At 62.4% G+C, this 19,797-nt stretch carries 16 protein-coding genes; 10 read left to right on the top strand and 6 right to left on the bottom strand.

All coding sequences use genetic code 11. The features are described from left to right. The first annotated feature begins 205 nt into the window (after positions 1–205). Positions 206–952 carry a TlyA family RNA methyltransferase gene (locus Tal182_RS04740; protein WP_064809722.1) on the top strand — a complete coding sequence of 249 codons (747 nt, stop codon included), beginning with the start codon at positions 206–208 and terminating at the stop codon, positions 950–952. After that, positions 949–2,199 carry a class I SAM-dependent RNA methyltransferase gene (locus Tal182_RS04735; RefSeq protein WP_085858256.1) on the top strand — a complete coding sequence of 417 codons (1,251 nt, stop codon included), beginning with the start codon at positions 949–951 and terminating at the stop codon, positions 2,197–2,199. Before Tal182_RS04740 ends, Tal182_RS04735 begins: the two co-directional genes overlap by 4 nt. Positions 2,200–2,258: 59 nt before the next feature. On the opposite strand, the gene Tal182_RS04730 is transcribed toward Tal182_RS04735, so the two are convergent. Then, on the bottom strand, positions 2,259–2,708 hold the full coding sequence (locus tag Tal182_RS04730) for a helix-turn-helix domain-containing protein (RefSeq protein ID WP_064800885.1): 450 nt from the start codon (positions 2,706–2,708) through the stop codon (positions 2,259–2,261). Between the two features lie 85 nt (positions 2,709–2,793). On the opposite strand from Tal182_RS04730, the gene Tal182_RS04725 reads away from it, so the two are divergent. Continuing rightward, on the top strand, positions 2,794–3,612 hold the full coding sequence (locus Tal182_RS04725; protein WP_085858254.1) for an oxidoreductase: 819 nt from the start codon (positions 2,794–2,796) through the stop codon (positions 3,610–3,612). 186 nt (positions 3,613–3,798) lie between these two features. After that, positions 3,799–4,803, top strand: a complete 1,005-nt coding sequence (locus Tal182_RS04720) for an MBL fold metallo-hydrolase (protein ID WP_085858252.1) — start codon at positions 3,799–3,801, stop codon at positions 4,801–4,803. Positions 4,804–4,832: 29 nt separating this feature from the next. Here Tal182_RS04720 and Tal182_RS04715 read toward each other — a convergent pair whose 3' ends face one another. After that, entirely contained in the window at positions 4,833–5,585 is a 753-nt protein-coding gene (locus Tal182_RS04715) for a crotonase/enoyl-CoA hydratase family protein (protein ID WP_085858250.1), read from the bottom strand. Positions 5,586–5,614: 29 nt separating this feature from the next. Beyond that, positions 5,615–7,393, bottom strand: a complete 1,779-nt coding sequence (locus tag Tal182_RS04710) for an acyl-CoA dehydrogenase (RefSeq protein WP_085858248.1) — start codon at positions 7,391–7,393, stop codon at positions 5,615–5,617. A gap of 205 nt (positions 7,394–7,598) precedes the next feature. Here Tal182_RS04710 and Tal182_RS04705 point away from each other — a divergent pair, with 205 nt between their 5' ends. The 3 genes from Tal182_RS04705 (at position 7,599) to Tal182_RS04695 (ending at position 10,563) form a co-directional block, all read left to right on the top strand. Then, positions 7,599–8,594 (top strand): transporter, encoded by a 996-nt coding sequence (locus tag Tal182_RS04705; protein ID WP_064809720.1) that lies wholly within the window; start codon positions 7,599–7,601, stop codon positions 8,592–8,594. A 265-nt stretch (positions 8,595–8,859) separates the two neighbouring features. Further along, positions 8,860–10,005 carry an IS4 family transposase gene (locus Tal182_RS04700; RefSeq protein WP_085858246.1) on the top strand — a complete coding sequence of 382 codons (1,146 nt, stop codon included), beginning with the start codon at positions 8,860–8,862 and terminating at the stop codon, positions 10,003–10,005. 294 nt (positions 10,006–10,299) lie between these two features. Further along, positions 10,300–10,563: a DUF982 domain-containing protein gene (locus Tal182_RS04695; RefSeq protein ID WP_064805928.1), complete on the top strand. Its 264-nt coding sequence runs from the start codon at positions 10,300–10,302 to the stop codon at positions 10,561–10,563. Positions 10,564–10,697: 134 nt separating this feature from the next. Here the strand turns inward: Tal182_RS04695 and Tal182_RS04690 are convergent, their stop codons facing one another. Both Tal182_RS04690 and Tal182_RS04685 read right to left on the bottom strand, forming a co-directional pair. Continuing rightward, positions 10,698–11,165: a BA14K family protein gene (locus Tal182_RS04690; protein WP_085858244.1), complete on the bottom strand. Its 468-nt coding sequence runs from the start codon at positions 11,163–11,165 to the stop codon at positions 10,698–10,700. Positions 11,166–11,292: 127 nt separating this feature from the next. After that, on the bottom strand, positions 11,293–12,537 hold the full coding sequence (locus tag Tal182_RS04685) for an aromatic ring-hydroxylating dioxygenase subunit alpha (RefSeq protein WP_064805926.1): 1,245 nt from the start codon (positions 12,535–12,537) through the stop codon (positions 11,293–11,295). A 402-nt stretch (positions 12,538–12,939) separates the two neighbouring features. On the opposite strand from Tal182_RS04685, the gene Tal182_RS04675 reads away from it, so the two are divergent. The 3 genes from Tal182_RS04675 (at position 12,940) to Tal182_RS04665 (ending at position 16,063) form a co-directional block, all read left to right on the top strand. Next, on the top strand, positions 12,940–13,548 hold the full coding sequence (locus tag Tal182_RS04675; protein ID WP_085858242.1) for a DUF6656 family protein: 609 nt from the start codon (positions 12,940–12,942) through the stop codon (positions 13,546–13,548). Positions 13,549–13,616: 68 nt separating this feature from the next. Next, positions 13,617–14,597 (top strand): L-threonylcarbamoyladenylate synthase, encoded by a 981-nt coding sequence (locus Tal182_RS04670; RefSeq protein WP_085860819.1) that lies wholly within the window; start codon positions 13,617–13,619, stop codon positions 14,595–14,597. A 29-nt stretch (positions 14,598–14,626) separates the two neighbouring features. Then, complete coding sequence (locus Tal182_RS04665) at positions 14,627–16,063, top strand: FAD-binding oxidoreductase (RefSeq protein ID WP_085858240.1); 1,437 nt, start codon at positions 14,627–14,629, stop codon at positions 16,061–16,063. Positions 16,064–16,381: 318 nt separating this feature from the next. Here the strand turns inward: Tal182_RS04665 and Tal182_RS04660 are convergent, their stop codons facing one another. Further along, positions 16,382–19,717: a DUF1217 domain-containing protein gene (locus Tal182_RS04660; protein WP_085858239.1), complete on the bottom strand. Its 3,336-nt coding sequence runs from the start codon at positions 19,715–19,717 to the stop codon at positions 16,382–16,384. Between the last annotated feature and the right edge of the window lie 80 nt (positions 19,718–19,797).

Here is a 19,797-nt window from a genome sequence, read left to right as displayed (position 1 = left end):
GCAGAGATTTGGAATCGGAAACATGATCGGCGGAAGACGCCTGCGCCTTCATGGCACCAAGCGGTTTGGACCAACCGCTGCAATCGTGCCGACCCTATGCGGGCAGACTTTAAATTTGCTTAAATTGTGCATCTCAGGAATTGCCCTGCACTCGGCTGGGAATAAAATGCTTGCAACCGACTGATTTGCCGGTCATTCACAGCCGATGTCCGATCAGAACAGCCAACGCCTCGACCAGCTTCTCGTTTCCCGCGGCCTCTTTGCCAGCCGCTCGCGGGCGCGCGACGCCGTGCAGCGCGGCACGGTCAGGATCGGCGGCCAGGTCGTAACCAAGGCCGGCGCGCTCTTCGACGACGATGCCGATATCGAGATCGACGATCCGGCACAGGCTTACGTCTCGCGCGCCGCCCTGAAGCTTGCCGCCGCTCTCGACCATTTCCGACTCGATCCGTCCGGCCATCACTGTCTCGATATCGGCGCTTCCACCGGCGGCTTCACCGAGGTGCTGCTGCAGCGCGGTGCTGCGCATGTCACCGCAATTGATGTCGGCCATGGGCAGATGCATCCGCGGATCTCGGCCGACCCGCGGGTGACGAACCGCGAAGGCCTCAACGCCCGCCATCTGACCGCCGACGATATCGGCGAGCCCGCCACCTTCATCGTCTCCGATGTCTCCTTCATCTCGCTGAAGCTGGCGCTGGCTCCGGCGCTCGATCTTGCCGTGGCGGGTGCCGTCGGCGTGCTGCTGGTCAAGCCGCAGTTCGAGGCCGGGCGCGAGGCGATCGGCAAGGGCGGGCTTTTGAAGGACCTCTCGTCTGCTCCGGCCGTCGCGTCGGAGCTGGAGCGTTGGTTCACCGAGGACATGGGCTGGAAAAGCCTCGGCCTCATCCCCTCCCCGATATCAGGCGGCGACGGCAATCGGGAATACCTTCTGGCAGGATTGAAACCGTGAGCACCGAAACCGTCACGATCGAGAAACTCGGCGCCCAGGGCGACGGCATCGCAAGCAACGCCGGCGGGCCTGTCTACGTGCCCTTTTCCCTGCCGGGGGAAATGGTGGCGATCGCCCGCGTCAAAAGCCATGGCACGATCATGTCGATCGCAGCGCCCTCGCCCGACCGGCAGGAACCGCCCTGCCGGCATTTCGGCCCGGATGGCGTCAACGGCACCTGCGGCGGCTGCACGCTGCAGCATCTGGCCGACGGCCCCTACCGCGCCTTCAAGCGCCAGCTGGTCGTCGATGCGTTGAAATCCAAGGGGTTGACGCCTGATGTCGGCGAAATCGTTCCGGCCCACCCGGGCGAGCGCCGGCGTGTGGTGTTTGCGGCGCGCCGGACCGAGAAGGATATGCTGATCGGTTTCAACCAGGCCGAAAGCCATCATATCGTCGCCATTGAGGAATGTCCGATCTCGTCTCCGGGCATCGTCGCCCGGCTGCCGGCGATCAAGGCGATCGCTGCGTCGCTGGCGACGAGCGCCGAACCCTTCCGGATCGCCGTGCTCGAAACGCTCTCCGGCCTCGACCTGGCGGTCGACGAGATCAAGAAACTCTCCGACCCGCAGCGGCGCAAGGCGATCGAAACCGTGCTCGGCCTGCGCGGCATCGCCCGCGTGACGCTGAACGGCGAAATCCTCGTCGAGCCGGCCAAGCCGATCATCGATTTTGACGGCGTCGAGGTTTCACCGCCGGCAGGCGGCTTCGCCCAGGCGACCAAGCCGGCGGAAGAGGCGATGGCGGCGCTGGTGCTCGCCCATGTCGGCAAGGCCAAGCGGATCGCTGATCTCTTTGCCGGCGCCGGCACGTTTTCGCTCAGGCTGGCGCGGATCGGCCGGGTGCATGCGGTCGAGGCCGAGGCAACGGCGCTCGCAGCCCTCGACCAGGCCGCCCGCAAAACCCAGGGGCTGAAGCCGGTGAGCGTCGAAAAGCGCGATCTCTTCCGCCGCCCGCTGATGACGCAGGAGTTCAAGCCGTATGACGCCGTCGTCTTCGATCCGCCGCGCGCTGGCGCGGAGTTTCAGTGCAGGGAGCTTGCCCGCTCAGCCGTGAAGAAGATCGCGGCCGTCAGCTGCAACCCGCTGACGCTGGCGCGCGATCTCGCGATCCTCGTCGAAGGCGGCTACCGCATTACCGGGGTAACGCCGATCGACCAGTTCCTCTGGACCTCGCATGTCGAGGTGGTGGCGACGCTGGCGAAATAGGCGGCTGCCTGACGCTTCGCAGTGAATGCGATCGCGATATCCGGAGCGTCAGCAACATCTTATCGATCGCCCGGTTCGCTTCCCTGCGGCAAACTCATGCGCATTGGCCGCGTTCCGAGCTTTGCGCCGGTAACGGCATCGATTGCGATCGGCTCGATCTCCGATCCTGACTCGACGTCGATATAGCGGGCGAGTTCGCCATCGCAATGGCGGTGCGCCCAAGCCCCGATCATCATCAGCACAGGCAGAAAATCGCGCCCGGCTTCGGTGAGGACATATTCTTCGCGAGGCGGCCGTTCGGAATAGAGCCGCTTCTCCAGCAGACCGTCCTCCGTCAGCGCCTTGAGACGCTTGGTCAGCATGGTCGGCACGATGCCGAGGCTCTTCCTGAACTGGTCGAAGCGGGTGAGGCCCGTATGGGCGTCGCGCAAGACCAGAATGCTCCACGCGTCACCGACGGATTGAAGGCCGCGGGCGACCGGGCATTGCGGAATCGGATTATTTTTCATTTAGTATCTTTTCGATAGTGACACGATATCGAAAAGATAGTAACAGATCGGCCAACGATGATCCACTCTTTTGGAAGCTGACGATATGACCGACAAAAACAGAAGCGTTGCACTGGTCACCGGTGCGTCCTCAGGCATCGGCCTTGCGACGGCGGAGTCTCTGGTGAAGGCCGGCTACCGCGTGTTCGGGACCAGCCGCAAACCGGCCGCCAACAGGCCCGGGATAACGATGCTGATCTGTGACGTGGCCGAGGAAGCCTCGGTGCAGGCGGCTGTTGCGGAGGTCGTCCGGCAAACCGGCCGGCTCGACCTCGTCGTCAATAATGCCGGCATCGGCCTCATCGGTGGTGCGGAAGAATCCTCGATCGCTCAGGCCCAGCGGCTTTTCGACGTCAACGTCTTCGGCGTGGCGCGCGTCGCCAATGCGGTACTGCCGGTCATGCGGAAGCAGAAGAGCGGCCGGATTATCAATATGAGTTCGATCCTCGGCCTCATCCCGGCTCCGTACAACGCCTTCTATGCTTCGACCAAACATGCGCTCGAAGGCTATTCGGAATCGCTCGATCATGAAGTGCGCAACTTCGGCATTCGCGTCGTTCTCGTCCAACCCGGCGTCACTAGAACATCCTTCGAGGAAAATCTGACACGAGCAGATCAGCCCCTTCCGATTTACGACTCGGAGCGCGCCCGCAGTGAAGCGATGATGCGCAAATGGGTGGAGACGGGCGATGCCCCCCAGGTCGTCGCCGACATGGTTGTGAAGGCCGCAACGGCAAAGAAGCCGAAGCTGCGCTATTCCGCCGGCAAGCAATCGCGCCAAGTCCGCGCGCTTCGCCGCTACCTGCCGGAGCGGCTAGTCGACAGCCTGCTGCGAAAGGTCAATGAGTTTCCTGCCTCAGCCTGACGCGTTAATCGGGGACAGGATTCAGAATTCAAGCCGACAGGCTTAAAGTCATCCTGTTCCAAAGCATGTCGCGCAAAAGTGTGCAGCGGTTTTGCGCTAACGACATGCGTAAAAACATAGACCTAAAGCGCGAGGAGCGAATCTGAAAGATCGCGACGCGCTTTAGGCCAAGGAAACCGAACCTGAATGCGCAAAACCAAAAGACGCAATCCCTACTATGCGGGCCCGGTGTCCGATCACTTCGACGGCACGCTTTTCTTCAATCCCGAAGGGATCGAGCCGCTTGGTTTCCGCGCGCTCTTGCGGTGGCAATTCGGCGGCGGCCGTGAGCGGTGGCCGCGGTCGGTCCCCAGTCCATATCCGGCCGCCAAGCCGGATCCCCATGTCGGTGGCGACGAGTTGCGGGTGACCATGGTCGGGCATGCAACAATGCTGGTGCAGGTCGCCGGGCTCAATATTCTCACCGATCCGGTGTGGTCGGAGCGGGTCAGCCCCTTCACCTTTGCCGGCCCCAGACGGGTCGTTCCGCCGGGCATCGCCTTCGATGATTTGCCGCCGATCGATCTCGTGCTGGTCTCGCACAATCATTATGACCATCTCGATATCGCAACGCTGAAACGGTTGCATGCGAAGCATCGGCCGCTTGTCGTGACGCCGCTCGGCAATGACACGATCATGCGCCGCGCCGTGCCCGACATACAGACGACATCGATGGATTGGGGCGAGCGCATCTCGCACGCCGGCATAAGCATCGATGCGGAGCCGGCCCATCATTGGTCCGCCCGCGGCGGCGCCGATCGCCGGATGGCGCTCTGGGCCTCGTTCGTTTTGTCGACACCAGCCGGCAAGATCTATCACGTCGGCGATACCGGCTTTCACCGCGGCATTAATTACAAAGCGGCGCAGCGGAAACACGGCGGTTTTCGCCTGGCGATTTTACCCTTCGGTGCCTATGAGCCGCGATGGTTCATGAAAGGGCAGCACCAGAATCCGGAGGAGGCGGTGATGGGGATGAAGCTCGCAAATGCGGCCTATGTGGCCGGGCACCACTTCGCCACGTTCCAACTGACGAATGAAGCGGTCGATGCGCCAGTAAGAGCCTTGCAAGAGGCGATGCGAGAGCATGAGATTGCCTCGGACCGGTTCCGGCCGCTCAGAGCCGGTGAGGTGTTCAATGTGCCGATGGTCTAATCGGTATCCGTTTGCTGCCGGGCCGCCGTTCAGCGTCGCATGAAGGCTTCGAAGGCGGCGCGCGCTTCGGCGCTTTTCAGGCGCGCGGCGAAATGGCGGGCCTCGACGTCGATGCGGGCGATGACTTCTTCCCGGGAGCCGCAAATGAGATCGCGGGCAATCTTCAAGGCTTCCGGTGGCTTGGCGGCGAGTTTCGCAGCCGCGGCAATCGTCGCATTCTCCACCTCGTCCGGCGTCGTCACCTTCCAGATGAGGCCGGCCTCGCGGGCTTCCTCGGCGCTGAAGGCCTCGCCGGCGGCCAGCATGGCAAAGGCGCGCTGGTGACCCATCACGCGCGGCGCGATCAGGCTGGAAGCCGCTTCCGGCACCAGCGCCAGGTCGACGAAGGGCGTGCGGAACTGACTACGATCGGAGGCGATCGTCAGGTCGCAATGCAGGTTGAGGGTGGTGCCGATGCCGATCGCCAGCCCGTCGACCCCTGACACCAGCGGCTTTTCGGATCTGGCGAGCGCGTAGAGGAAATCGATCAGCTCATCTCCCATGCTGCCGCCCATGGCAGTGGCAAGAAAATCGCCGATGTCGTTGCCGGCCGAAAAGCTGCCTTCGGTGCCGAGAAAGACCGTCACTTTGATATTCGCGTCCGCATTGGCGGCGCTGAGCGCATCGGTCATGGTGCGATACATCGCCCGTGTGAAGGCGTTTTTCTTTTCCGGCCGGTTGAAGCGGATCACCTGAACGCCGGGATGGGCGGAAGGCTGCTCGACGATGATGTGATCGGTCATTGGATCTCCTCGGAACTTATGGGGTCTCGTCAGGCAAGCAGAATGCGGGCGGCGGCAAGGCTTGCCGCGCCGTTGACCACCCGGTCGCGCAAGGCCGTGGTCTCGGCGAGCAGGTTTTCAGCGGCGAAGCGGCAGAGCGCGATACGGCCCTCGCCCTTGCCGTCGCCGCTTTCGGCCAGAGCCCCCTTGGCGAGGTAACAGCCGGTGAGCACGAGGCCGAACAGGCGCTGATAGGGGGTGGCGCCGGCAAGCGCCTCGGCGGCCTTGTCATCGGCAAGTACTGCCAGAAGCCAGGCGGTCGCCGCGTCGAGATCGGCGATCGCGACGGCGAGTCTCGCGGCAGTTTCGCCGAAACCATCGAGATTGGAGCGCTCGACAGCCTCGGCGATCGCCTTCAATTCGCCGATAAAGCCCATGACCTGATCGCCGCCGGAGAGCGGCAGCTTGCGGGTGACGAGGTCGATTGCCTGGATGCCGTTGGTGCCCTCATAGATCGGCGCAATGCGGGCGTCGCGGAGATAACGGGCCGCACCCGTCTCCTCGATGAAACCCATGCCGCCATGCACCTGAATGCCGAGCGAGGCGACATCGACGCCGGCATCGGTCGAAAACGACTTGGCGATCGGCGTCAGAAGCGCGGCGCGCTCCTGCCAGTGGCGGCTGGTGTCGCCGGCCCGACGCGACATGTCGATCGCATGGGCGCAGGCATAGGAGATGGCGCGCGCCCCTTGCGTCAGCGCCCTCATGGTCAGGAGCATGCGAGCGACATCGGGATGGTCGACGATCGGGCTCATGCCGGGCCCGGTCGAACCTGGCGCCCTGCCCTGCGTGCGCTCCCTGGCATAGGCAAGGGCCTTCTGGGTGGCGGCCTCGGCGATCGCCACGCCCTGCATGCCGACGGCCAGACGGGCATTGTTCATCATCGTGAACATGCAGGCGAGCCCCTTGTTCTCCTCGCCGACCAGCCAGCCGATCGCCCCCTTTTCGCCGCCGAACCGGCCGTCGCCATAGATCATCGTGCAGGTCGGCGAACCGTGAATGCCGAGCTTGTGCTCCAGCGAATGGCAGAAGAGATCGTTGCGGGGTCCGAGCGAACCGTCGTCATTCACCAGGAATTTCGGCACGAGAAAGAGCGAGATGCCGCGTGTGCCGGCCGGCGCATCCGGCAGGCGGGCGAGCACCAGATGAATGATGTTGTCGGCCGCGTCGTGCTCGCCCCAGGTGATGAAGATCTTCTGGCCGAAGATGCGGTAGCTGCCATCGGGCCGGCGTTCGGCGCGGGCCCTCAGCGCGCCGACATCCGAGCCGGCATGCGGCTCGGTCAGGTTCATGGTGCCGGTCCATTCGCCGGACACCATCTTTTCCAGATATGTCTCCTTCAGCGCGGCGCTGCCATGGGTGTGGACGGCCTCGATGGCGCCCATCGTCAGCGTCGGCGCGAGCGCGAAGGCCATGGAGCCGGAATTCCACATTTCCAGCGCCGCGACATTCAGCATGTCAGGCAGGGCCTGGCCGCCGAAGGCCTGCGGCGCCGTCAGGCCGTTCCAGCCACCGGCGATCCAGTTGCGGTAGAGATCGCGCCAGCCATCCGGCAACCGGACCTCGCCGTCGACGAGGCGGGCGCCCTGGCGGTCGCCGATGTCGGAAAGTGGCGCCACTTCCTCTGTGGCAAAACGTCCCGCCTCGGCCAGGATGGCGTCGACGAGATCCTCGCCGAGATCGCCGAAAAGACCGTTCGACATCGCCTCGCCCATGTCGGCTACATGCTTCAATGTGAACGCGATTTCCTCAACGGGCGCCTTGTACATGCTTCCTCCTCCGTGGGTGCCTGCACCTCATGCAAAGCCCTCCCCGGCAAGGGCTAGTTGATTTTTACGTAAACGTCAATTTTGATTCATAGGCCACGACGCGATAATTCCACCCGGCATGGCGCTTTCTTCTTGCACAGTTGCGCCCATGGACGGCATGGAGAACTGTAGACAATATATCGCCCTCGCAAAGGATCGGCGACCCATGGATACATTGCCCGTCAACATACCCGGTTTCGTCTGGGCCTATCGTTTCTCGCCGGATGAAAAGACGGCGGTGCGGCTGACCAACACCGCGACGGTGGCGGATCTGACCGCCGAGAACTGTTTCTACTGGCTGCATCTCAACCTCGTCGACGCCCGCGTGCCGGCCCTGCTCGAAACGCTCGACGGACTGACGGAGGACGCGAAATCGGCGTTGACGACGCATGACACGCATGCGGCTCTGACCGTCGACGAGCAGATGCTCTACGGCACGCTGGTCGATTGCCAGCGCGATTTCGACCAGGATACCAACAATCTCGGCTGGCTGCATTTCGCGATGTCGGACCGCTTCATCGTCACCACAAGGCTGCAGCCGCTGCGCAGCGTCGAGCGGGCACGCACGCTGATCGAGAAGAACCCGGGCAAATTCTCGCGGCCGGTCGATCTCTTCGAACTGCTGGTGATCGAGTTCCAGCGGACGCTGATTGCGATCGTCATCGAACTCACCGAAGAGCTGAACCAGATCGAGGATATCGTCTACGACAATGCGCCGCGCGACGAGCGCCGGCGGCTGGCGCCGGTCCGGCGAACCGTGGTCCGGCTGCACCGGCATCTGCGCACGGTGCTGGCGCTGATGCGCCGCGCGGCGGCGGCCGATGACGATGAAATGCCCTTCGGCTTCGACGATGTGGCGCGGCGGCTGACGAGCCGGCTGGAAACGGTCGACCACGATGTCTACGCTTTGCAGGACCGGGCGCGCCTGCTGCACGAAGAAATCGATTCGAAACAATCCTCCGAGACCAACCGCCATCTCTACCTCCTGTCAATCATGACGGCCTTCCTGCTGCCGCCGACGCTGGTGACGGGTTTCTTCGGCATGAACACCGCCAACCTGCCCTTCGCCGTCGGCGATTACGGCACGGAATACGCCGTCATCCTGATCATCGCCTCGATCGTCTTCGCCTGGTGGCTGCTGCGGCGGGTGGATATTCTTTGAGGGTGAGAGTTCGAGGATGACTGTTGGGAGGCGCAGTCGCTTCTATACCATCAAACGTCGCGGTACTTGCCACAGAGTTCACCCCACGCGCCGTCATCCTTGCCCCGAGGATCCACGTAGGCCTCCTCCATCAGCACCGGGCATGGATCCTCGGCTCAAGGCCACGGCTGTCCGGTTTAAATTTGGTGGACATGGCGCACGGTGTTGATTCTACTCGTATTCGGATGTTTGGCGACAATCCCGGACACGAAAGAGGAACAACACCGTGCGGCATCAGAATAGCGTCTTTCATGATCTGTTGAAGCGGATTCCGTGGGCGGCCTTCGAAAGACTTGTGGAGGAGCATCAGGCCGACAAGCACGTGCGGCGGCTGTCGACGAAGAGCCAATTGGTCGCGCTGCTCTACGGCCAGCTTTCCGGGGCTGTCAGCCTGCGCGAAATCGTCGGCGGCCTGCAAAGCCACCGCAGCGGTCTTTACCATCTCGGCGCCCAACCGGTGTCACGCTCGACCCTTGCCGACGCCAATGGCCGGCGCTCGAGTGCGGTTTTCGCCGAGCTGTTCGCGCAGATGGTGTCACGCGCCGGGCGTGGGCTCAAGCGGGCCGTCGGCGAGGCGGTCCATCTGATCGACAGCAGCAGTCTGCGCCTTTCCGGAGCGGGATCGGACTGGGCACGCTTTTCCGATCAGGCCTGCGGCGCCAAGGTTCACGTCGTCTACGATGCCAATGCCGAACGGCCGATCTATGCGGCGGTGACGCCGGCCAATGTCAACGACATCACCGCCGCCAAGGTAATGCCGATCGAGGCGGGCGCCACCTATGTCTTCGACCTCGGCTATTACGATTTCGGCTGGTGGGCGAAGCTCAATGCCGCCGGCTGCCGCATCGTCACGCGCCTCAAATCCCATACCAGATTGGCCGTCACAGAGGAAAAAGCGGTCAGCCCGGATGGAACCATCCTGTCGGATCGGGTCGGCCTCCTGCCGCAGCGCATGGCGAAAAGCCGCAGGAATCCGATGAGCGGGCCGGTGCGGGAGATCTGCGTGCAGATCGAAACCGGCAAGATATTGCGCATCCTGTCCAACGATCTCGATGCCCCGGCAGAGGAGATCGCCGCGCTCTACAAGCGCCGTTGGGCGATCGAGCTGTTCTTCCGTTGGGTCAAGCAGACGCTGAAGATCCGCCATTTCCTCGGCAACAGCGAGAATGCCGTGCGCATCCAGATCGCCGTTGCCCTGATCGCCTACCTGCTGCTGCAGATGGCCAAGGCTGACCAGACCACCGTCACAAGCCCGCTCGCTTTCGCCCGCCTGGTGCGCGCCAATCTCATGCACCGCCGCAGGATCGACCGCCTGCTGCAACCCACCGCCACTCCGCCACACCATCTCCACCAGATGAGCCTCCAATGGTAACGAATTTAAACCGGACAGCAGTGGCTCAAGGCCGAGGATGACGGAGGGTGGGTTAACGTTCTTGCCAAATTCGCCGCCGACGCAGCGGATGGCGCGGCGTTGCGCCTATCGCATCATGCGGGACGCGGCCACTGTCAGCATTGCGATGCTTCATCCATCTGATTTTTGACTCGGCGGTGGTAGGCAATCTAAGCGCTCGATGCCCGGGTGATCAGCTGGTTTATGCCACTACCCGCCCGGAACGGTTCTTGCACGGTTACTAATATGATGTTCACCGTGGGGAGGCCTTATGTCATGAAGTGGCACACACCTGGAGAATTCAGCCCGCTGATGCTCGTTGTGAACGGGCCGGAAAAATACAAGCTTATCGCGAGCCTTTGGGAGGCGGCCCAGATGCTGACGGCTTGCTGGCCATTCGACGACGGCGAAGAATATCTTACGGCTGTTATGGCATGCCGCGATGCGATCCATGGGGACCTCCCGGCTGAGGACGCGAGAGAAGCGCTGATTCGTGCTGCCAAGGAGGCAGGCATTTCGGTGATCACCGTCGTTCACTGAGTATCGCAGCCGAGGATGAAAGGGGTTCACGGGCTTCTTCATGCCACCGCCCTCTCGTTACTGCTCCCCAAGTTCGACATGTCCCCTCCCCCCGTTTTTATGGGGAGAGGGTCAGGGGTAGCATTCTGCGCCTGTCAATAAGGCGAATAGCACTGCTGGCGAGGGCCGTTATAAGGCTGGAAGGTGTTGTCGTAAGCCCGATAGGAGCGGTAGCGGTTTTCGCACCAGGCAACGTGAGCCGAACCCATGCGCCGCGCGGGCACCACGTAGCGCCGCGGCGGAGCGACGATGGCGCCGCCGATCACCGCGCCGCCGCCGAAGGCGGCGAGCGGATACCAGTAGCCATTATAGCGGCGATAGCCGGGACGGTAGTAGGTATAACCGCGATAGCCGCCATACCAGCCGGGACGATAATAGGCGCCGGGGCGATAGCCGGGCCGGTAGTAGTCGCGTCGGTAATAGTACTGGACATTCTCGACAGCCGAGGATTTTTCAACCTGCGGCGCGGCCGGCATCTGTATTGCCTGCGACGGCACGAAACTCGTTAAAACGATAGCAGCGGCCATCACCGCGGTTGCCATCCTGTTTCTCAGCCCGATCATTTCTCTCTCCCATTCAACAGCGATCACCGCTTGGGCCTGCAACGTTTGCGAGCGAGAATGGTTCCAAAAGCCGCCGGAACCAGCAGCTTCTGGATGAGTAGAGCTTGACACGCTCAACCGGCAGAGGTCAAGCGACGGCGGAAATTTTCGCCTGGTCGCCCTGCAGGCGGTTCACCATGAAGTTCGAATACCATTCGAGGAACTGCATGACGCCGCCCTCGTGCAAGGCGGAATAGGGGCCGGGCTCATAGGCGGGCGAGTGGATGCCGAAGGCATTTTCCTCGACGATGCGGCGGTCCTGGTCGTTGGTCTCGGTCCAGACGTGCGTCAGTTCCTCGAGATTGTAATCCACGCCCTCGACGGCGTCCTTGTGGACGAGCCACTTGGTCGTCACCGCCGTCTCGTTGGCGCTGAGCGGCAGCACCCGGAAGGAGATGGCGTGGTCGCCGAGCAGGTGGTTCCACGTCGTCGGGTAGTGGAAGAGCAGCATCGTGCCGATACGATTGATCGAGATGTCGTCGGAGATCCGGCGCTGCACCGCCGGCTTGCCCGACATGGTGTAGCTTTCGGCGTCCTCGATCAGCGGCATGCGGGCGGTGCGGAACTGGCCGTCCGGCGAGATCTGGAACTTGCTCGGCAGGCCGGCGGCCTCGCAGCGCGCCCAATGGCCGGCGATCTCCGGATCGTCGGCGCCGCCGTCCGTGCCGGTGACGCTCGGCGCTTCGGGATAGGTGCGGCAGAGTTCCGGGTGATTGGCGGCGCAGTGGTAGCACTCGCGGTTGTTTTCCCAGACGAGCTTCCAGTTGCCCTTCTCGATGATCGTGCTCTGGAAAGCGACCTTGGTCTCGCCGATCCGGTGCGGCGCCATATAGGGCTCGATCTTGTCGCGCACCGGCTTGAAATCCGGGGCAACGTCGGCAAGGCAGATGAAAATATAGCCTGCGACGCTCTCGCAGTGGACGGGCTTCAGGTTGAAGCCGGTTTTGTCGAAATCGTCGCCCATATGACGGGCAAAGGCGAGCTTGCCGTCGAGATCGTAAGTCCACTGATGATAGGGGCAGACGAGGCGCACGGAAGAGCCATGCTCCTTCGTGCAGACGCGCGAGCCGCGATGGCGACAGCTGTTATGGAAGGCGCGGATGACATTGTCACGGCCGCGGACGATGACGACCGGATACGTGCCGATCTGGACGGTGAAATAGGCGCCCGGCTTCGGCAGTTCGCAATCATGGCCCATGAACAGCCAGTCGCGATAGTAGATCATCTCCATGTCGAGCTTGAAATAATCCTCGTCGGTGTAGAACGGCTGTTCGAGGCTGAAGCCCTCGCGGCGGTTCTTGAGCTGACGTAAAACGTTGCTGCGAATATCCATCTTCATGTCCTCGTGCACCGGCTGCCGCTTTCAGCGGAAGGCTATGGAAGCGCGCCTGCTTCCTTCTCCTGCGGGAGAATTGTTCATGACGCCATTTAATCACCTGGCATTCCTGCCGCTTGGTTGTAATGCGACATCGGCTTCGAAATTGACGACAGGATGCGCCGAGGTTTCAAAGAGCTCCTGCCAGTCGACCAGATCGTCCGACTATGCAGGTAATTATCGTCAATTGCGACATTGCGTAAAGACCGTATCGGCAATGAGAGCGGCTCGCCGGTATCGGCTATTGTCGCATTTACGACATCGCCGGCTTCCGCCCGATGCCCCGGTCGCGTCTTAATGCTGCGTTAAGCATACAAACTTATCCTGCTGTCGACCTCAGACCGACGAAGCATGTAGACCATGGCCAGACTCCGCTATTTCGACGCGAAAGAAGTAATCCGGCCGCAGGAGCGGCAACTGGTTGCCGCGCATTCCGAATTCCTGCGCACCGGCCGCATCCCCCGCGACCGGCGCCACTGGCTGGCCGAGGAAAGGCGCTACCTCACCCATGACGAGGTCGCCGAAAAGACCGGCCGCAAGCTGCAGGCGGCCGGCGAGAAGACGCATCAGCACATCAACGGCTTCCACCACTCGATTCAGTTTCCGAAGATGATCTTCCATCGGACGCTGCAGGACAGCCCACATCTCGGTTATTGCCACGTCACCGCGGCGCGCACGAAATTCGCCCGCTACGAAGAGGTCAGCTGGGCCTTCTACATCGCCAACTTCTATTCCGACATCGGCGACAACGACAACTTCTTCGAACGGATCGATGTCTGCTATTCCCGGATGTATTTCGCCGTCGCGATTAAGCCTGGTGAGGAATCCGCCGAAAAGATGACGATTGACCGGTCGGTGCGCGGCAATGGGCTGCTCTTTCGCACCCACGATCCGCAGGCGGCGATTCGAAACATCCTGCTGCTCGGCGCCCGCAACGAACAGCTGCGCGAAATCATCCGCCAACTGTGAGCGAACAAGGCGATTGATCGCCGGCGGCGGAAAGCCTAATGACTGCCGGAACCAGAGACGGGCAGCATATGGCACGCATCATTGACATCAGGGCAGACAGGCAGGCGGCGCTCGAAGCGGCCTGTGCCGCTCTTTCCGATGGCTTTGCCATCGCCATGCCGACGGAGACCGTCTACGGCCTTGCGGCCGACGCCACCAATCCGGCCGCCATCACCCGCATCTATGAGACCAAGGGACGGCCGCGCTTCAACCCGCTGATCTGCCATATGGCCGATCTCGAGATGGCCGGACACCATGCCGAGTTCGACCCCGTATCGCGGGCGCTCGCCGAAGCCTTCTGGCCCGGCCCGCTGACGCTCGTGCTGCCGCTGAGGCCCGCAAGCCCGATCCACGCGCTGGCGACCGCCGGTCTCGACAGCGTCGGCGTGCGCGTGCCCAAGGGCTTCGCCGGCACCCTGATCGGCGCCTTCGGACGGCCGCTCGCAGCGCCGAGCGCCAACACCTCAGGCGCCATCAGCGCGACCAGTGCGGCCCATGTCGAAGCCGATCTCGGGGCGAGAATCCCGTTGATTCTCGATGCGGGACCGAGCGCCGTCGGCGTCGAATCGACGATCGTCAAGGTGGAGGGCGACCGGGTGAGGCTGCTTCGGCCCGGCGGGCTTGCGGCGCGCGAGATCGAGCGCATTGTCGGCCGGCCACTGCTGCGCGCCAAAAAGGCATCGGCGGCCATCGAGGCGCCGGGAATGCTCGCCTCGCATTATGCGCCGAGCGCCAGCGTGCGCCTCAATGCGACGGCGGTGGAACCCGGCGAAGCGCTGATCGCCTTCGGCGGTGCGTCGGTCGAAGGCGCACGCGCGGCACGCATCGTTCTCGATCTCAGCCCGGCCGGCGACCTGGCGGAAGCGGCGGCCAATCTTTTCGACTATATGAAGCGGGCCGATGCCAGCGGGGTGTCGAGCATCGCCTTTTCGCCTATCCCGGACGAGGGACTCGGCGAAGCCATCAACGACCGGCTACAAAGGGCGGCCGCGCCCCGCGCGACTGCCTGACCTGATAGAAGCGATAGAGGATCGACCTGATGAGCAGCGCCGGCATTTCCACCGATCTTCTCGACCGTTTCGCCGCCATCGTCGGCGAGAAATATGCACTTCGCGGCGAGGCCGATCTGGCGCCGCATCTGATCGAAAACCGCGGGCTCTATCATGGTTCTTCCCCTCTCCTGCTGAAGCCTGGTTCGGTCGAGGAAGTCTCCAAGATCATGAAGCTTGCGACCGAGACTAAAACGGCGATCGTGCCGCAGACCGGCAATACCGGCCTCGTCGGCGGCCAGACGCCGCGCACCGGCCAGGCCGATATCATCCTGTCGCTCGAACGCATGACGAGGATCCGCGACGTCGACCCGGTGGCGAACGTGCTGGTCGCCGATGGCGGCGCGATCCTGGCCGATGTGCAGAAGGCGGCCGAGGCGCATGGTCGGCTCTTTCCGCTGTCGCTCGGCTCGGAGGGCTCCTGCCGCATCGGCGGCAATCTCTCCACCAATGCCGGCGGCACGGCCGTGCTTGCCTATGGCAATATGCGCCAACTCTGCCTCGGCCTCGAAGTGGTGCTGCCGACCGGCGAGATCTGGGATGGCCTGCGCCGGCTGAAGAAGGACAATACCGGTTATGACCTGCGCGATCTCTTCATCGGCGCCGAAGGCACGCTCGGCGTCATCACCGGGGCGGTGCTGAAGCTGTTTCCCCAGCCGCTCGGCCATCAGGTGGCGTTTGCCGGCCTCAATTCGGTCGAGGATGCGCTCGCCCTCTTCAACCTTGCCGCCAGTCTGTGCGGCACCTCGCTGACCGGTTTCGAGCTGATGCCGCGCTTCGGCGTCGAGATCACCACCCGCCACATCGACGGCGTGCGCGATCCGCTGGAAGCGGCATACCCCTGGTACGTGCTGATCGACATTTCGACGTCGGATTCGGCCGAGACGGCGGAGCGGATGATGAACGGCGTGCTGGAACAGGGCTTCGAGGCCGGGCTGGTGCAAGACGCCGCGATCGCCGCCTCGGTCGCCCAGCAGAAGGCGATCTGGCACATGCGCGAGAGCATGTCGGATGCGCAGAAGCCGGAAGGCGGTTCGATCAAGCACGATGTGTCCGTGCCGGTGTCGAAGATCCCGCATTTTATGGCCGAGGCGGAAAAAGCCGTGATGGCGGCCATGCCGGGCGCCCGCATCTGCGCCTTCGGCCATATGGGTGACGGCAATATTCATTACAATATTTCCCAGCCGATCGGCGCCGACAAGGCCACCTTCATCGCCCGCTGGCGCGAAATGAACCATATCGTCCACGGGCTGGTGCTCGCCCATGGCGGCTCGATCTCGGCCGAACACGGCATCGGCCAGCTGAAGCGCGACGAACTGGCGGCAATCCGCCCGGCGATCGAAATCGAGCTGATGCGCCGCATCAAGCGCGCCTTCGACCCCGCCAATATCATGAACCCAGGAAAGGTCGTCAGTCTCGAGGTGTGAGCGGCGGCAGTCAGGGAATTGTCCCTCGTCCGCCTGCGGGCACGGACCGTTGTCGAGCGCCCTGATTGGCTCTCCCGTCGACCTCACACTCCGTCATGCTCGGCCTTGAGCCGAGCATCCACACCGCATCCACCAGTAGCGGCGACATGGATCCCAGGCTCAAGGCCTGGGATGACGGAGTATGGGATTAGCTTTTCGCCAAACGAAGCGGGTGCGCCGGCTTCACCGCCGTGGGCGAGACGAGTGGCTCACCCCCCGGTAAGGTTACGGTGAGGGGCCGCCACCCGCGCCGCTCTGCGCGCTCCTGCCTGAACCACCTTAAGCCTGCTGAGTGCCGCCGCCGGTCAGGATCTGCAGGGCCGGTGACTGCTGGGTGCTGTTCTGGACGTCGTACATCGCGGTAAAGCGCCGCAGCAGCTTGTCGACCTTCTTCGGATCCTGGAGGTCCTCGAGCTTGACGAAACGATTAATGAGATCGGCCTGCTTGGCGACGTCCATGCTCGATATCTGAGCTGGCAGGCTGTAGGCTGTGGTGATGACCTGATAGAGCGCCTTGTCGCCGAGGATCGAATAGATCGAGGTGATGCTCGGGGCCTTGCGGCTGAAATAGAGCGCCAGGCGCACACCGTCGTTGCTTTCGCCCTGCTGGGTTTCCAACGTCTGCTTGATGAAGAGGTCCTGCGTATGCGCCTCGGCCGCCTTGTTCTGGATGGCGCCGATCTTGGCGCGGGTCAGATTGCCCTCCTTGTCGAAGTTGAAGGCGGCGACGATATCCTTGAAGCGCGCATCGGCCTTGGTGTTGAGATAGCTCTTCTTGTCGTCGGGATCGGAGGTGAAGATCTTCTTCAGTGTCGCCTTGTCATAATCCTTCGGGTCGAGGTTGTTCGCCTTCAGCACCAGATCGGTCAGGCGGCTGTCATCGAGGAAATCGTCGAGCGACTGTACCTTGGCCATGCCCTTGGCGAAATAATCCACCTCGGTCGTCGCATCCTTCGATGCCTTGTCCTTCACCGGGCCGGCCTTCAGCAGCATGGTGACATGCGCCTTGTAATCGGTGGCGTATTTGGCCAGGGTCGCGTCGGGCAGCGCCTGCAGAGGTGCTGCCGCCTTGCCGTCGGGGCCGAAGTTGAAGGCGCGGGCAAGGTTGGTGATGCGCTCGTCCTTCAGCGAGGCGATATAGCCGTTCGGATCGTAGGCATCGCTGGTCAGGATCTTGCGCATCATCGAGCGCGGGACTTCCTGGTCCGTCAGGCCGAAGGCCTGCAGCGCCACGTGATAGGGGTCGGGCAGATTGTCGTTGCTCTTCTTGAAATCGGCCGAAGCATTGGTGCGCAGGAAATCGTTGACGGTCTTGATCTCGGCCGTATCGAGCAGGCTGGTGCTGTCGGCCATCATGCTCGAGTAATTGTCGGCGACCTCTTCGATCGCCTCGTCGCGCTCGTCGTCATAGCGCGCCATGTAGTTGTCATTGGTGGTCTGCGCCTGATCGGCGGTCTGGACCGAGCTGACGGCCGGCAGCGATCCGTCGGCGGCGAAATTGAAATCGGCGTTGAGATCGGCATGGCCGGCGGCTGCGGCAGCCGTCGCATCGGTCAGGATGCTCTTCAGCTCGGCGTCCGTGATGTCGAACGCCAGATCGTAGGTGCTCTTCAGGAAATTGGTGATGGCGGGATCGGCGATGAGCTCGTCGACATTGGCGATCGTCGCCATGCGGGAGGAATAATCGTCGGTGCGCGCGCCGGCGGCGATTTTCGTGTTGGTGATCTGGCTGGAGGTCTGCGCCGCCAAGCCATCCTCGAGCGATCCGTCGGCCTTGAAATTGAAGGCGGCGGCGACATCCGCATAGGTGCCGGTGCCGCTCTGATCGGTCAGGATGGCGCGAAGATCGACGTCGCTGACGGTAGCAGGGATGCCGTAGGCATTGCGCACGAAGTTGTTGAGCTTCTGGTCCGCCAGCAACTGATCGACGTTCGAGATCCCGGCGATGGTCGACTGGTAATAGACGGCCGCACTGTCGGCCTTGCTTGACGTGTTGGCGCTTTGTGCGGCGGTCTGCGTGGCATAAAGCGTTGCGACCGACCCATCCGTCTTGAAATTGAAGAGATCGTGAACGTCGCTATAGCCCTGGGCGCTGGCTGCCGCGGGATCGACGAGGAAGGTCCGCAGCGTCGCGTCGGAGACGCTGTCGGCGATCTGCATGCTGGTTCTGAGATAGCTGACCGCGACGGGATCGGACATGATATCATCGACATTGGTGACATTGCCGATCATCGCGTTGAAGTGGGCCGCGTTCGCAGCCGATTTGTCGGTGGTCGACTTGCGTTGCGCGGCGGTCTGAATCACCGAACCATTGATCGACCCATCCGCATTGAAGTTGAAGTCGGCATTGAGGCCGGCCTGCCCCTGGGCGGCGGCATAGGCCGAGTCGGTCAGGATGTTCTTCAGCTCGGCATTGCTGAAATTCACGCCGAGGCCATAGGCATCCTTGATGTAGCGCGCCATGACGCTGTCGCCGAGCAGGTCGTCGACATTGGTGATGCCGCTCGATTGCGAGGTCACGCTATAATAGTTGGCGGTGCTCGAGGCGGCCGATGCCAGCTTGTTCGCCTGGTCGATCGTCTGGGCGCGGGCCGTGGTCGAGGTCGAACCGTCCGACTTGAAGTTGAAGGCGTTATAGACATTGGTAAAGCCCATCAGCTGGGCATAGCTTGGATCGGTCAGGACCATGCGCAGCGCCGGCGCGGTGAAGTCGGCGCCCATGCTGTAGGCGGTCTTGATGTAGGAGGTCAGGCGGGCGTCGGCGACGAGATCGTCGACATTGGTGATCGTGCCGATCTTGGCGGTATAATAGGCCTTGTTGTAGTCGGCCGCCGTCTTGCTGACGTAGACAACGTCGGAACCGACCGCATTGTCGATGATGACGGATTGGGAATTCAGCGTGTAGGTCTCGATGACCGAGGCCTTCTGCGCCGCCGTCTGGGCCGTGCCGGTGACGGTGCCGTCGGCGTTGAAGCTGAACTGGGCGGCAAGCGCCTTGTACTTGTCGCCGCCCTGCGTGTTGACGACGCTTGTCGGGTCGCTGAGATCGCTCGTCAGCACCTGCCGCAGAAAATCTTTCGACGCATAGGTGGGATCGATTTTGAAGGTCTTCAGCACATAGGTGCGCAGCCTTGTGTTGTTGACCAGATCGTCGACGGTCTGCACGCTGTCGATATTATTGCTGTAATAGGTGCTCTCGGCGGCCGCGGCCTTGTCGGCATCGACGAAGGACTGCTTGTAGAGGCCGATCAGATCGTCCTCCTGGGCATCCGTCTGTACGTCCTTGTCAGGCGCGTTGAAATTGAAGGCGGCGGCGAATTCACGGTAGCGCGTATCGGAGAGCTTGTTGGCGTAGCTGTTCGGGTCGGTCAGATCGCTCTCGAGCACCTTCTTCATGAAGGCCTTGGCATAGGTCATGTCCTCGAGGCCATAAGCCTTCATGGCGTAGCTGTAGAGCTTGTAGTCGCCGAGGAAGTCGTCGACGTCTTTGACCTTGTTGATGTTGTCGGCGTAGTACTGGGCATCCTTCTTGACCGTCGCCTGCGCCGCAACCTTGTTGAGGCTCGACGTCATGTCCTTCGACAGGATCGTGTACGCGAGGGAGGCCGTGATCATGAAAAGCGCCCTTTTTGGCAAAATCTCTAAAAGAACGACGAACTGCTGGTAGGCACATTTTGCCACGCAAAACTTACCCG

The organism is Rhizobium sp. TAL182, assembly GCF_002117725.1.
GTDB lineage: Bacteria > Pseudomonadota > Alphaproteobacteria > Rhizobiales > Rhizobiaceae > Rhizobium > Rhizobium esperanzae.
The sequence above is the reverse complement of the archived record's forward strand: the minus strand, read 5'-3'. Positions and strand labels throughout refer to the sequence as shown.

Bases quoted from the DNA above. Each gene is read 5' to 3' on its own strand.
- Tal182_RS04720 (WP_085858252.1), top strand. From the start codon at position 3,799: ATGCGCAAAACCAAAAGACGCAATCCCTACTATGCGGGCCCGGTGTCC.
- Tal182_RS04710 (WP_085858248.1), bottom strand. From the start codon at position 7,393: ATGTACAAGGCGCCCGTTGAGGAAATCGCGTTCACATTGAAGCATGTA.
- Tal182_RS04715 (WP_085858250.1), bottom strand. From the start codon at position 5,585: ATGACCGATCACATCATCGTCGAGCAGCCTTCCGCCCATCCCGGCGTT.
- Tal182_RS04690 (WP_085858244.1), bottom strand. From the start codon at position 11,165: ATGATCGGGCTGAGAAACAGGATGGCAACCGCGGTGATGGCCGCTGCT.
- Tal182_RS04665 (WP_085858240.1), top strand. From the start codon at position 14,627: ATGAGCAGCGCCGGCATTTCCACCGATCTTCTCGACCGTTTCGCCGCC.
- Tal182_RS04730 (WP_064800885.1), bottom strand. From the start codon at position 2,708: ATGAAAAATAATCCGATTCCGCAATGCCCGGTCGCCCGCGGCCTTCAA.
- Tal182_RS04740 (WP_064809722.1), top strand. From the start codon at position 206: ATGTCCGATCAGAACAGCCAACGCCTCGACCAGCTTCTCGTTTCCCGC.
- Tal182_RS04670 (WP_085860819.1), top strand. From the start codon at position 13,617: ATGGCACGCATCATTGACATCAGGGCAGACAGGCAGGCGGCGCTCGAA.
- Tal182_RS04685 (WP_064805926.1), bottom strand. From the start codon at position 12,537: ATGGATATTCGCAGCAACGTTTTACGTCAGCTCAAGAACCGCCGCGAG.
- Tal182_RS04725 (WP_085858254.1), top strand. From the start codon at position 2,794: ATGACCGACAAAAACAGAAGCGTTGCACTGGTCACCGGTGCGTCCTCA.
- Tal182_RS04695 (WP_064805928.1), top strand. From the start codon at position 10,300: ATGAAGTGGCACACACCTGGAGAATTCAGCCCGCTGATGCTCGTTGTG.
- Tal182_RS04705 (WP_064809720.1), top strand. From the start codon at position 7,599: ATGGATACATTGCCCGTCAACATACCCGGTTTCGTCTGGGCCTATCGT.
- Tal182_RS04660 (WP_085858239.1), bottom strand. From the start codon at position 19,717: ATGATCACGGCCTCCCTCGCGTACACGATCCTGTCGAAGGACATGACG.
- Tal182_RS04675 (WP_085858242.1), top strand. From the start codon at position 12,940: ATGGCCAGACTCCGCTATTTCGACGCGAAAGAAGTAATCCGGCCGCAG.